We start from the raw sequence: 11,968 nt of genomic DNA on the forward strand, positions 1-11,968 counted from the left end.
CCGCGACGAGTTCGCGAAACGAGGGAGTTTGCATGGCGAATATGTTTGCCCTGATCCTGGCGTTGGCCACCCTGGTCACCGGGATCATCTGGTGCTTCGAGCGCTTTAAATGGGCGCCGGCCCGCCGCGCGAAGATTGCGGCGGTCAACGAGCAGACCGCGGGCGCAGTAGACGATAAAACGCTGGCGAAAGTGGCTAAGCAGCCAGGCTGGGTAGAGACCGGGGCATCGGTCTTCCCGGTGTTGCTGCTGGTCTTTGTGGTGCGCTCGTTTATTTACGAACCGTTCCAAATCCCGTCCGGCTCAATGATGCCGACGCTGTTGATTGGCGATTTCATTCTGGTGGAGAAATATGCTTACGGCATTAAAGATCCGATAACCCAGACCACGCTAATTGAAACCGGTCATCCGAAGCGCGGCGATATTGCGGTATTTAAATATCCGCTGGATCCGAAGCTGGATTATATCAAGCGCGTGATTGGCCTGCCGGGCGACCGTATTACTTACGATCCGGTGAATAAGCGCGTCACGGTGCAGCCGTCCTGCAACAGCGGGCAGTCCTGCGATACCGCGCTGGCGGTCACCTACGCCGACGCGCAGCCGAGCGACTTCGTACAGCTGTTCAGCCGCAGCGGCATGGGCGAGGCCAGCAACGGCTTCTATCAGATCCCGCTGAACGATAACGTGCCGTCGGGCGGTATTCGCATGCGTGAGCGCCAGGAAAGCCTCGGCAACGTCACGCATCGCATCCTGACCGTGCCGGACGCGCAGGATCGGGTGGGCGCTTACTACCAACAGCCGGGTAAACCGCTGGCGGAGTGGGTGGTGCCGGCCGGGCATTACTTCATGATGGGCGACAACCGCGATAACAGCGCGGACAGCCGCTACTGGGGCTTTGTGCCGGAGAAGAATCTGGTGGGTAAAGCCACGGCCATCTGGATGAGCTTTGAAAAACAGGAAGGTGAGTGGCCTACCGGCGTGCGTTTCAGCCGGATCGGCGGTATTCATTAATCGCTGACTGATTCCCTGTTAATTTCACGCCGCAGCCTACTGCGGCGTGAAAGATTAAGGGGATATAAACACAGCATTATGTTTCCACTCGTTGTAGAATACTTTCTCGAGCGATAAAAAGTTGGCCCCTGCTGGGAGCCACTGCAAACGAAACAGCTTTGGATCGGCTTTCGGCGAAGCAGGCCTGTTCCGTATGCTGCAAGTTTTTGACGCATTCTTGATCTATTGGTAACTCATGAACCCCATCGTAATAAACAGGCTGCAGCGGAAGCTGGGCTACACTTTTCAACAGCAGGAGCTTTTACTGCAGGCTTTGACTCACCGCAGCGCCAGCAGTAAACACAATGAACGTCTTGAGTTTCTGGGTGACTCGATTCTGAGCTTTGTCATCGCCAATGCGCTCTATCATCGCTTTCCTCGCGTAGACGAGGGCGACATGAGCCGCATGCGCGCCACGCTGGTGCGCGGCAATACGCTGGCGGAGATGGCACGCGAGTTTGACCTGGGCGAATGTCTGCGGCTTGGGCCGGGCGAATTGAAAAGTGGTGGGTTCCGCCGCGAGTCAATCCTGGCGGATACGGTGGAGGCATTGATCGGCGGCGTGTTCCTGGACAGCGACATCCAGACCGTCGAGCGCCTGATTTTGGACTGGTATCGCAGCCGGTTGGACGAAATCAGCCCCGGTGATAAGCAGAAAGACCCGAAAACCCGTTTGCAGGAATTTTTGCAGGGGCGTCATCTGCCGTTGCCTTCTTATTTGGTGGTGCAGGTTCGCGGTGAAGCGCACGACCAAGAGTTTACCATCCACTGCCAGGTGAGTGGTTTGAGCGAGCCCGTGGTGGGCACCGGCTCAAGCCGCCGTAAAGCCGAGCAGGCGGCAGCGGAACAAGCGCTGAAAAAGCTGGAGCTTGAATGAGTGAAGTAAAACAACACTGCGGTTTTATCGCCATCGTCGGCCGCCCGAACGTGGGCAAATCGACGTTGCTGAACCAACTGCTGGGGCAGAAGGTTTCCATTACGTCGCGTAAGCCGCAGACGACCCGTCACCGCATCATGGGCATCGACACCGATGGCGCCTATCAGGCGATCTACGTCGATACCCCTGGGCTGCACATCGAAGAAAAACGCGCCATCAACCGTTTGATGAACCGCGCGGCCAGCAGCTCGATCGGCGACGTCGAACTGGTGATTTTCGTGGTCGAAGGCACCAACTGGACCGCCGACGACGAAATGGTGGTCAACAAGCTGCGCAGCCTGCGCTGCCCGGTATTGCTGGCGATCAATAAGGTCGATAACGTCACTGACAAATCCAAGCTGTTGCCGCACATCGCGTTCCTCAGCCAGCAGATGAATTTCCTCGACGTGGTGCCTATCTCCGCCGAGAAGGGGATGAACGTCGACACCATCGCCGGCATCGTGCGCAAGCTGCTGCCGGAAGCGGAACACCACTTCCCGGAAGACTACATCACCGATCGCTCCCAGCGCTTTATGGCGTCCGAGATCATCCGTGAGAAGCTGATGCGTTTCCTGGGCGAAGAGCTGCCCTATTCGGTGACGGTAGAAATCGAACAGTTCGTGGCCAACGATCGCGGCGGTTACGATGTGCATGGCCTGATCCTGGTCGAGCGCGAAGGCCAGAAGAAAATGGTCATCGGCAATAAAGGCGCCAAGATCAAAACCATCGGCATCGAAGCGCGCCAGGACATGGAAAAGATGTTCGACGCCAAAGTGCATCTGGAGCTGTGGGTGAAAGTGAAATCCGGTTGGGCGGACGACGAACGTGCGCTGCGCAGCCTGGGCTATGTTGACGATCTGAAGTAACGACCCGTGGACGGCTGGGAGCGCGCTTTCGTCCTGCATGGGCGGCCGTACAGTGAAACCAGTCTGATGCTGGATCTGTTTACCGAAGGTCATGGGCGGGTGCGCTTGCTGGCGAAAGGCGCGCGCAGCCGCCGCTCCAATCTGAAGGGTTGCCTGCAGCCCTTTACCCCCCTGTTAGTGCGCTGGGGCGGGCGTGGCGAAGTGAAAACGCTGCGCAACGCCGAAGCGGTCTCCCTTGGTTTACCCCTCAGCGGCATGATGCTCTACAGCGGCCTGTATGTGAACGAGCTGCTGGCGCGCGTGCTGGAGCAGGAAACCAACTACTCGGTGCTGTTCTTCGACTACCTGCAATGCCTGCAGGCGCTGGCGGCGGAAGACAGTTCGCCGGAACAGGCGCTGCGTCAGTTCGAGCTGGCCCTGTTGCACCACCTGGGTTACGGCCTCGATTTCCTGCACTGCGCCGGCAGCGGCCTGCCGGTGGATGATGCCATGACCTACCGCTACCGCGAAGAGAAGGGCTTTATCGCCAGCCTGGTGGTGGATCACTACAGCTTCACCGGGCGCGAACTGCGCGCGCTGGCGGAGCGTCAGTTTCCCGATGCCGAGACGCTGCGCGCCGCCAAGCGTTTCACCCGCATGGCGCTGAAACCCTACCTCGGCGGCAAGCCGTTGAAGAGCCGCGAACTGTTCCGCCAGTTTGTGCGCAAACAGCCGAATACGCCGGTCGACGACGCCTGACCTTTTCCCCTTTTGCCGCCCTGCGCCCGCGTGTAAACTGCTGACACTGAAAATCGTATTTAGAGGTTGTCATGGCTGATTTGCTGCTGGGCGTCAATATCGATCACATCGCCACGTTACGTAACGCGCGCGGAACCCAATACCCGGATCCGGTTCAGGCGGCATTCATTGCCGAACAGGCGGGGGCCGACGGCATTACCGTGCATCTGCGCGAAGACCGCCGCCACATCACCGACCGCGACGTGCGCTTGCTGCGCCAGACCATCCAGACGCGCATGAATCTGGAGATGGCGGTGACCGACGAGATGCTGGATATCGCCATTGAGCTGAAGCCGCATTTCTGCTGCCTGGTGCCGGAAAAACGCGAAGAAGTGACCACCGAAGGCGGCCTGGACGTCGCCGGTCAGCTGGACAAAATGAGCGTGGCGGTTGAGCGCCTGGCGCAGGCGGGCATTTTGGTCTCGCTGTTCATCGATCCCGATCATCGCCAAATCGACGCGGCGGTGGCGGTGGGCGCCCCGTATATCGAAATCCACACCGGTGCCTACGCCGAAGCGCAGGGCGAGCTGGCGGTACAGGCCGAGCTGCGCCGCATCGCGGTCGCCGCCGCCTACGCGGCCGAGAAGGGGCTGAAGGTCAACGCCGGCCACGGCCTGACCTATCACAACGTGCAGCCGATCGCCGCGCTGCCGGAAATGCACGAGCTGAACATCGGCCATGCGATTATCGGCCAGGCGGTGATGAGCGGGCTGCCGGCCGCGGTTGCCGACATGAAAGTGCTGATGCGGGAAGCGCGCCGGTAATGGCGGTGCTCGGGCTGGGTACCGACATCGTCGAGATGGCGCGTATCGAAGCGGTGGTGGAGCGCAGCGGCGATCGTCTGGCGCGCCGCGTGCTGAGCGACGCCGAGTGGGCGCTGTATCAGCAGCACCAGCAGCCGATTCGCTTTCTGGCCAAACGTTTCGCCGTGAAAGAGGCCGCTGCCAAGGCGTTCGGTACCGGCATTCGCAACGGCCTGGCGTTCAATCAATTCGAAGTGTTCAACGATGCGCTGGGCAAGCCGAATATTCGTTTGCACGGCCGCGCCGCCGAGCTGGCGGGGGAGATGGGGGTCACCGCGATCCACGTTTCGCTGGCCGACGAGCGGCGTTATGCCTGCGCGACGGTGATCGTCGAAAGCTGAAAAGAGAAAGGGCGCCTATGGCGCCCTTGTCAGTCCTGCGGCGATTAAATGCGATCGGCGTGGTGCAACACCACGAACTTGTCCCACAGCTGTTCGTTGCTCTCGCGGTGCTGCGGATCGGTAATGATGGTGTTGTCGATCGGGCAGACCTGCTGACAGGTCGGCGTATCGTAATGGCCGACGCACTCGGTGCAGCGGTCGGTATCTATCTGATAAATTTCATCGCCCATCGAAATTGCCTGGTTCGGGCATTCCGGCTCGCACATGTCGCAGTTGATGCATTTCTTGGTAATCAGCAGTGCCATTGTCAGTTATCTTTCCATCGGTGTGCTCGGGCTGGCGCGCAATCTATCATAGAATCGCCGCGCAACGGGCACTTTTTCGTCATCTTACCGCTTAGGGTAACTCAGGCGGATCGTCAGCCAACTGATCGAAATCAACCATTCTCTGCCCGTCAAACGCCCAGCGTTTATCTGCATCTGCGATACGTATCGTAGGCATCACTTCGGGATGGGCAATCCGTATTCCCGCCTCTTGGGCAAACAACCCGATAAAATCGAACGCGCTTAAGGGATCATCAATGATCTGGTGCTGTTGGTCGCGATCGCTCAGCACCAGCAACGGCACCTGGTAATTCTGCCGGGTATCGCCGCTGTGGCGTAAAGAACGCCCACCGCCGATATCCTTGTGGGAAAGGCCGTGATCGGAGAAATAGAACAGTTTAAACGGTGTGCCACTCTGTTTCAGGCTGTGATAAACCTGCTCGATAAAACGGTCGGTCTTGCGGTAGGTAGAGAGATAGCAGGCCAGTTCCTTATTCGGCGACTCGACGCTCGGCGGTTCGCCGTTAAGCCGCTCGCAAAAGTCGGCGTGCGAGCCCATCAGATGCAGCACATACAGATTGCCTTGTCCCTGGCGACGCAATAATGGGTCAAATATCGGCAGCAGCGCATCGTCATCGGTATTGCGCGATTGGAAGTCGCCTTTCTTCAGGAAATAATGGCTATCGCTGAACATGGCGATTTTTGATACCGGCGTATCGAATTGTCCGAACATGCCCTGATTGGACAGCCAGTGGGTTTTGAGACCGGCGGCTTTTGCCAGGGTGATGATATTATCTCCGATGGCAATGTTGTGGCCGTTGCTCAAAGCCAGCGTGCGAGGAAGCGATTCGAACGTATTTGGCGCAGTGGAAATATAATTGCTGTAAAATCGTCCATTGGCATTATCCAGAAACGGCGTAGTGGACACCGGATAACCAAATAATGACATATGATCTTTGCGCATACTTTCGCCGACGATAATGACATAGTTTTCATTCGTCGGTGCGCCTGCGGTTATTGACCAGGTACCCGGTGTTGTAGCACCGGCACTTAATTCATCAACCTGCTGTTGGTATTGATGGTAAGCCGAGTAGAGGGATAAAAAGAAGTCAGGCAATTTAAGATTCGCCACACCGCCATTGAAGGCTCTGGCGATAATGATAACCATCAGCAGGGCTAGCAAGGGAAGTATAGTTTTTTTTGAAATGGCTTGCCGCCAAATAAATAGGCCGAGAATGGCCAGCATAACCAGAATGGCGGCGGGCAGCAGATAACAACTGGCCGGCAGGGTCTGCAAAAACTCCCTCGCTTCTATGAGGTTGGTTTGTAACAGGGCGGACATCACGGCAGCGGAAGGGGTACCGTAAATGGCCCCGACCGGCGCATACAGCGCGCACAGCAGAATAAACGGAATAATCAGGCCGTATCGGGTAAGTGAATGAATAGATAATAATAGCAAAGTAAGCGCAATAAAAAGAATATCAATACCTTTTCCACCGCTGTATCCCATCGCCTTGATTAGAATCAATGCAGTAATGACATAGAGCAAAAAGGTACGCAGAATCGGATGCGTCACGGAATGCCGCAACTTATCTAAAATAACAGTGTGTGTATTCATAATGGTATCGTTAAATAATGCTGTCCATGCACGCTCAATTATTGATCGATAATTGAGCAGGTCACCGCCCGCACATTATTTTTCGAATGCAGAGAAGGGAAATAATTGAACTGGCGGCGTTTTATCGGCCGCCATTATACGCGTCAAACCAACTTTTTCATTAACTGTTCGCTGTGCTTGATGCGATCGCGGGCATGATCGAGATCGTGCTGGATCAATGCCATAAACAGCAGGTCGGTGAGGGCGAACTGGGCGGTGCTGGAGGAGATGGCCGCGCTGCGGGTATGGGGCTCTTCGGCGATGGTATAGAGACAGTGGTCCGCGCGCTGCTGCAGACCATTGGGCGAGAAACTGGTCAACGCCAACACCCTGGCGCCGGCCTGGCGCGCCTCTTCCGCTGCCAGATTGATTTCACGCCGTTCACCGCTGAAGGAGATCGCCAGCAGCAGATCGCGCTTGTCCAGCGCCTGCACCGCTGCCAGCTGAACGTGCATGTCCGCTTCGGCCACCGCCATCACGCCGATTTTCAGCAGCTTGAAGGAAAAATCCTTGGCCACCAGCCCGGAGGCGCCGATGCCGATCAGCATCACCCGGCGCGCCTGGCGCAGCATATCCAGCGCCTGATGCAGCCGCTCTTCGCTGTTGATGTCCAGCGTCGCGCGCAGCGCCGCCTGCTTTTCCGCCAATAGCTTTTCACCGACGGTTTTCAGCGTGTCGCTGCTGAGGATGTGGTTGTGGACGGTCACTACCGGTTCTGCCTGCGGCTGGGCCAGCGTTTCGCTCAGCGCCAGCTTCAGCGCCGGGAAACCTTTATAGCCCAGTTTTTGGGCGAACTTGACCACGCTCGACTGGCTGATGCCGGCCAACTGGGCCAGCTTTTGCGAGCTGAGATGGCGCGCCTGCTCGGCGTTATTCAGCAGAAAGTCCGCCAGCTTGCGGTCGTTTTGCGCCAGTGTCGGATACATCTGGCGAATGCGCAGAAGGGTACTCATTGTTCTTTCCCTGGAAACCAGCGGCCATTTTGCCATGCAGAGGGCGAAAACGCGCGGTGAAAATTTTTGTGAGCTCACCGTTAAAATAGCAAATAGCGCTCGCTTTGTTGAATAAAATATTCAAATATTGATTTAATTTTGTGAATTAAAAATTCAAAGGTGAACAGATGAACTTAGGCGCACTGGTATCGGAAACCCGCAACCCGGCCACCATGGGGCTGGATGAGATGTCGACGTTGGACATGGTCCGCTGCTTTAACCAGGAAGACCGCAAGGTGCCGGAGGCGATTGAAAAGGTGCTGCCGGCGATTGCGCAGGCGGTCGATTTGGCTGCGGCGGCGCTGAAGGCCGGCGGCCGGCTGATTTATTTGGGCGCCGGCACCAGCGGCCGCCTGGGCGTATTGGATGCCTCCGAGTGCCCGCCGACCTTCGGCGTGCCGCACGGCGTGGTGGTGGGGCTGATCGCCGGCGGGCCGGGCGCGCTGCTCAAAGCGGTGGAGGGGGCGGAAGACGACGAGGCCCTGGGCGAAGCCGATCTCCGGGCGCTGAACCTCACCGCCGTCGATATGGTGGTGGGGTTGGCGGCCTCGGGGCGCACGCCCTACGTGATCGGCGCCCTGCGCTATGCGCGCGGGCTGGGCTGCCCGACGGCGGCCATCTCCTGCAACCCGGATTCGCCGATTGCGCACGAAGCGCAGGTGGCGATTTCGCCGGTGGTGGGGCCAGAGGCGCTGACCGGTTCGACTCGCCTGAAATCCGGCACCGCGCAGAAACTGGTGCTCAACATGCTGTCGACCGGCGCGATGGTCAAACTGGGCAAGGTCTACCAGAACCTGATGGTGGACGTGAAGGCCACCAACGTCAAACTGGTGGATCGCGCTTGCCGCATCGTGGTGGAGGCCACCGGCGCAGAACGCGCTCAGGCGGAGGCGGCGCTGGCGCAGACCGGCTTCGAAGTCAAACCGGCGATCCTGATGATCTTGGCCGGCGTCAGCGCCGAAGAGGCGCAGCAGCGGCTGCAGCGGCACGACGGCTACCTGCGCGCGGCGTTGGTGCGTTAATTGACGGTGGGGGTGGCGATGGACAAGACAACGGCATTGGCGACACAGATCTTGGCGGGCGTGGGGGGCGAGGGCAATATCCTCAAACTGGAGAACTGCATGACGCGGGTGCGCGTTGAGGTCAGCGACGAGCAGCGTCTGGATCTGGCCGCCCTCAAGCAGTTGCCCGGCGTGAAGGGCTATATCAAACAGGGCGAGCAGCATCAGTTTATCGTCGGCCCGGGCGCCGCCGCCAAGGTGGTGGACGCCATGCGCGGGCTGTTGAGCGGCAATGCACAGCCCGCTGCCGCCGTCGGTGACGCCGCCCGCACCAAGGCGCAGGCTAAGCAAAAATACGCTGCGCCGATGAGCGGCGCGCTGAAAAAGCTGGCCGACGTTTTTATTCCGCTGATCCCGGCGTTTATCGCCTCGGGGCTGATCACCGGCATCATCAACCTGCTGAAACGGCCCGACATCGCCGGTCAGTTGGCCGTGGACTACCCGAACGTGCTGGGGCTGCTGGCGATATTCGGCAGCGCGGTATTTGCCATCATGAACATTCTGGTTGGGGTGAACGCCGCGCGGGTGTTCGGCGGCTCACAGGCGATGGGCGGCGTGATGGCCGGGATCCTCTCCAGCCCGGCGCTGGCGCAGATCACGTTGTTCGGCGAGGCGCTGCAGCCGGGGCGCGGCGGGGTGATCGCCGTGCTGCTGGTGGTGGCGTTGATGTGCTGGGTGGAGAAACGCCTGCGTACGCTGTTGCCGGAGTCGGTCGAACTGATCCTTAACCCACTGCTGACCACGCTGGTCACCGCCTCGTTGGCGATCCTGATCCTGCAGCCGGTCGGGGGGGTTATTTCCGATGCCATCGCCCACGGCGCCAATCTGGCGATCGACAAGGGCGGGCTGCTTGTCGGGGCGCTGCTCTCGGGGCTGTTCCTGCCGCTGGTGCTCTCCGGCCTGCATCAGGGGCTGGTGCCGATCCACGTCGAGCTGGTGCAGGCGCACGGTTCCAACCCGCTGCTGCCGATCCTGGCGATGGCCGGCGTCGGTCAGGTGGGGGCGGCGCTGGCGGTGCTGTTGAAAACCCGCAATGCGCGGCTGAAGAAGGTGATCAAAGGGGCGTTGCCGGTCGGCATTCTCGGCATCGGCGAGCCGCTGATCTTCGGGGTGACGCTGCCGCTGGGGCGGCCGTTTATCGGCGCCTGCCTCGGCGGGGCGGTCGGCGGTGCGCTCATCAGCTACTGGAAGGTGGCGACGGTGATTACCTTCGGCATTTCGGGGCTGCCTTTGGCGTTGACCATCGTCTCAGGTAAGGTGATGTTGTATCTGGCGGGGATGCTGATTACGATTATCGCCGGTTTTCTCTTCACCTGGATGATGGGGTTCAACGATCCCGAGGAGTAGCGTTTGAGCGACAAGCAGCAACCATCGGCCGCAGAAGGGCGCCGCGTGGTCTTTTTCGATCTGGACGGCACTTTGCATCAGGAGGATATGTTCGGCAGTTTCTTGCGCTTCCTGCTGCGCCGTTTACCGCTGAATCTGCTGCTGGTGATACCGCTGTTGCCATTGATTGGCCTGGCGCTGTTGCTGCTGGGGCGCGCCGCGCGCTGGCCGATGAGCCTGTTGCTGTGGGCGATCACCTTCGGGCGCTCCGAAGCGACGCTGAAGGCGTTGGAGCGGCAGTTTATCGAGGCTTTCCGCCAGAAGGTGACCGCGTTTCCGGTGGTGCAAATGCGCTTGCGGCAGTATTTGGATGAGCACGATGCCGAGGTGTGGCTGATTACCGGCTCGCCGGAGCAACTGGTGGCGCAGGTCTATCGGGATTCGGCGTTTCTGCCGCGGGTGCGATTGGTCGGCAGCCGCATCGCGCGCCGCTATGGCGGCTGGGTGCTGACCTTGCGCTGTCTGGGCGTACAAAAAGTGGTGCAGCTGGAGCAACGGCTCGGTGCGCCGCTGAAGCTGTACAGCGGTTACAGCGACAGCAAGCAGGATAACCCGCTGCTGTTTTTTTGCGAACACCGCTGGCGGGTAAGCAAGCAGGGCGAGCTGCAGCAGCTGGAATAAACAAAGGGCGGAGAATTCCGCCCTTTGCTGTTATCGCTACCGCGATCAGTCGTCGGTTACGTCGTGCGGTTTGCGCCCCAGTTGCCAAATCTTCTCCGCATAATGCCCCAACGCCCACAGGCTCAGGCCGAGCAGCGCGAAGAAAATCGCCTTCGGCATGCTGTCCCAGAAAAACTCGAACAGGCGGGTATAGAGGTTGATGCCGAGGAATGTCAGCCCGAAACCGCGCAGCATGGCGTCGTCATGCTTCAACCCCAGCCAGATGGCGGCGAGGGCGGCCAGCCCGAACAGCAGGCTCCAGTGGAACAGCTCAATCTGGCGCGCGCGGTACCAGCTGTCGAGATCGCCGTAGTTGCCAAAGATGGATAGCAGCCACAGCGCGATGAACAGGTACAGCAGGCCCATCGCCAGCGACACCCGCTGCAGGCCGCGCTGCGCCAACAGCGGCCGCAGCAGCAATGCGGCGGCGATCAGCACCGCGCCGAAGGCGATAAAGCGAATCGGGTAGCTCATGCCGAGCCAGTAGGCGCCCCAGCCGGACAGGTAGCCGGTTTCGGCGCCGAAGGCATTGCCGAGCGACAGCAGGGCGAACCACCACACCAGCCCGGAGCGGCTGAACCAGCCGATCGCGCCGTACAGCAGCGCGGCGACCAGCAGCAGTACGGAAACCCGGCCGCTGCCGTTATCCAGCCAGACCCCCAACTGCCATAAGGCGCAGGCGGTGAGCAACACGGCGACAAACAGCGCCGCCTCATTGCCGTAGCGTTTTTCCGGGTGCCGTTGGCGGCGGCGCAGCGCCCAGACGTAGGCCAGCGCCGCCAGTACGCCGGCGATCGCCATGCGCACCGGCGCGTCGAAGCGGAACAGTTCGCTCAGCCATTCAAGCAGTGCGCTGTCGGCGAACAGGCTGGTGACGGCGATCAGCAACGAGGCCAGCGCGGCGAGAAACGCATAGCGCGCCAGCCGTCGCCAGTCGAAAGGTTGTACGTCCACATGCAGCAGCAACTGCTGCCGTTGCTCGGGTGTCAAGGCGCCTTCCCCAACCCAGCCGTCCAGCGCCTTGCGCACCACGACGGCGTTCTTTTTACTGAGTTTCATGTTTCTTGTCCCTGAATCACACGCTGATTCGGCCAGTATAGCCATTGGCGGGCGGCTACGACAAAGGGAGGCTAGTGT

General features: G+C 59.7%; 13 protein-coding genes. 9 read left to right on the forward strand and 4 right to left on the reverse strand.

The genetic code is table 11. The features are described from left to right. The first annotated feature begins 32 nt into the window (after positions 1 to 32). The 6 genes from lepB (at position 33) to acpS (ending at position 4,752) form a co-directional block, all read left to right on the forward strand. Positions 33 to 1,010, forward strand: a complete 978-nt coding sequence (gene lepB / locus ACJ8HA_RS16670; protein WP_015378805.1) for a signal peptidase I — start codon at positions 33 to 35, stop codon at positions 1,008 to 1,010. 235 nt (positions 1,011 to 1,245) lie between these two features. Next, entirely contained in the window at positions 1,246 to 1,926 is a 681-nt protein-coding gene (gene rnc, locus ACJ8HA_RS16675; protein WP_004929158.1) for a ribonuclease III, read from the forward strand. Then, a complete protein-coding gene (gene era / locus ACJ8HA_RS16680; RefSeq protein WP_025303944.1) occupies positions 1,923 to 2,831 on the forward strand; it encodes a GTPase Era in 909 nt (302 codons plus the stop codon). The genes rnc and era overlap by 4 nt, the downstream gene beginning before the upstream one ends. A gap of 6 nt (positions 2,832 to 2,837) precedes the next feature. Then, positions 2,838 to 3,569, forward strand: a complete 732-nt coding sequence (recO, locus tag ACJ8HA_RS16685) for a DNA repair protein RecO (RefSeq protein WP_004929165.1) — start codon at positions 2,838 to 2,840, stop codon at positions 3,567 to 3,569. Positions 3,570 to 3,640: 71 nt separating this feature from the next. Further along, a complete protein-coding gene (gene pdxJ / locus ACJ8HA_RS16690; protein ID WP_025303943.1) occupies positions 3,641 to 4,372 on the forward strand; it encodes a pyridoxine 5'-phosphate synthase in 732 nt (243 codons plus the stop codon). Next, complete coding sequence (gene acpS, locus ACJ8HA_RS16695; protein WP_004929169.1) at positions 4,372 to 4,752, forward strand: holo-ACP synthase; 381 nt, start codon at positions 4,372 to 4,374, stop codon at positions 4,750 to 4,752. Before pdxJ ends, acpS begins: the two co-directional genes overlap by 1 nt. 44 nt (positions 4,753 to 4,796) lie before the next feature. On the opposite strand, the gene ACJ8HA_RS16700 is transcribed toward acpS, so the two are convergent. The 3 genes from ACJ8HA_RS16700 to ACJ8HA_RS16710 form a co-directional block, all read right to left on the reverse strand. Beyond that, positions 4,797 to 5,057, reverse strand: a complete 261-nt coding sequence (locus ACJ8HA_RS16700) for a YfhL family 4Fe-4S dicluster ferredoxin (RefSeq protein ID WP_025303942.1) — start codon at positions 5,055 to 5,057, stop codon at positions 4,797 to 4,799. A 91-nt stretch (positions 5,058 to 5,148) separates the two neighbouring features. Further along, entirely contained in the window at positions 5,149 to 6,693 is a 1,545-nt protein-coding gene (locus ACJ8HA_RS16705) for a sulfatase-like hydrolase/transferase (RefSeq protein ID WP_197825282.1), read from the reverse strand. 143 nt (positions 6,694 to 6,836) lie between these two features. Next, positions 6,837 to 7,685: a MurR/RpiR family transcriptional regulator gene (locus ACJ8HA_RS16710; protein WP_016929788.1), complete on the reverse strand. Its 849-nt coding sequence runs from the start codon at positions 7,683 to 7,685 to the stop codon at positions 6,837 to 6,839. Positions 7,686 to 7,852: 167 nt separating this feature from the next. Between ACJ8HA_RS16710 and murQ the strand changes: the two genes are divergently transcribed. Genes murQ through yfhb form a run of 3 tightly spaced genes read left to right on the forward strand, consistent with a single transcriptional unit; the run spans position 7,853 to position 10,792 of the window. Further along, positions 7,853 to 8,746, forward strand: a complete 894-nt coding sequence (murQ, locus tag ACJ8HA_RS16715) for an N-acetylmuramic acid 6-phosphate etherase (RefSeq protein ID WP_025303940.1) — start codon at positions 7,853 to 7,855, stop codon at positions 8,744 to 8,746. Positions 8,747 to 8,764: 18 nt separating this feature from the next. Continuing rightward, positions 8,765 to 10,132 carry a PTS transporter subunit EIIC gene (locus ACJ8HA_RS16720; RefSeq protein WP_025303939.1) on the forward strand — a complete coding sequence of 456 codons (1,368 nt, stop codon included), beginning with the start codon at positions 8,765 to 8,767 and terminating at the stop codon, positions 10,130 to 10,132. Positions 10,133 to 10,135: 3 nt separating this feature from the next. Beyond that, entirely contained in the window at positions 10,136 to 10,792 is a 657-nt protein-coding gene (gene yfhb / locus ACJ8HA_RS16725; RefSeq protein WP_025303938.1) for a phosphatidylglycerophosphatase C, read from the forward strand. Positions 10,793 to 10,837: 45 nt separating this feature from the next. Here the strand turns inward: yfhb and ACJ8HA_RS16730 are convergent, their stop codons facing one another. Beyond that, positions 10,838 to 11,890, reverse strand: coding sequence for a DUF2157 domain-containing protein (locus ACJ8HA_RS16730; RefSeq protein WP_127146612.1), 1,053 nt, complete (start codon positions 11,888 to 11,890; stop codon positions 10,838 to 10,840). Positions 11,891 to 11,968 lie beyond the last annotated feature (78 nt).

Origin of the sequence: Serratia sp. CY33802 (assembly GCF_052169095.1) — a bacterium.
Lineage (GTDB): Bacteria > Pseudomonadota > Gammaproteobacteria > Enterobacterales > Enterobacteriaceae > Serratia > Serratia bockelmannii.

Excerpts from the sequence above, each read along its gene's own strand:
- era (WP_025303944.1), top strand. The coding sequence starts at position 1,923 with ATGAGTGAAGTAAAACAACACTGCGGTTTTATCGCCATCGTCGGCCGC.
- lepB (WP_015378805.1), top strand. The coding sequence starts at position 33 with ATGGCGAATATGTTTGCCCTGATCCTGGCGTTGGCCACCCTGGTCACC.
- ACJ8HA_RS16720 (WP_025303939.1), top strand. The coding sequence starts at position 8,765 with ATGGACAAGACAACGGCATTGGCGACACAGATCTTGGCGGGCGTGGGG.
- pdxJ (WP_025303943.1), top strand. The coding sequence starts at position 3,641 with ATGGCTGATTTGCTGCTGGGCGTCAATATCGATCACATCGCCACGTTA.
- rnc (WP_004929158.1), top strand. The coding sequence starts at position 1,246 with ATGAACCCCATCGTAATAAACAGGCTGCAGCGGAAGCTGGGCTACACT.
- ACJ8HA_RS16700 (WP_025303942.1), bottom strand. The coding sequence starts at position 5,057 with ATGGCACTGCTGATTACCAAGAAATGCATCAACTGCGACATGTGCGAG.
- acpS (WP_004929169.1), top strand. The coding sequence starts at position 4,372 with ATGGCGGTGCTCGGGCTGGGTACCGACATCGTCGAGATGGCGCGTATC.
- ACJ8HA_RS16730 (WP_127146612.1), bottom strand. The coding sequence starts at position 11,890 with ATGAAACTCAGTAAAAAGAACGCCGTCGTGGTGCGCAAGGCGCTGGAC.
- murQ (WP_025303940.1), top strand. The coding sequence starts at position 7,853 with ATGAACTTAGGCGCACTGGTATCGGAAACCCGCAACCCGGCCACCATG.
- ACJ8HA_RS16710 (WP_016929788.1), bottom strand. The coding sequence starts at position 7,685 with ATGAGTACCCTTCTGCGCATTCGCCAGATGTATCCGACACTGGCGCAA.
- ACJ8HA_RS16705 (WP_197825282.1), bottom strand. The coding sequence starts at position 6,693 with ATGAATACACACACTGTTATTTTAGATAAGTTGCGGCATTCCGTGACG.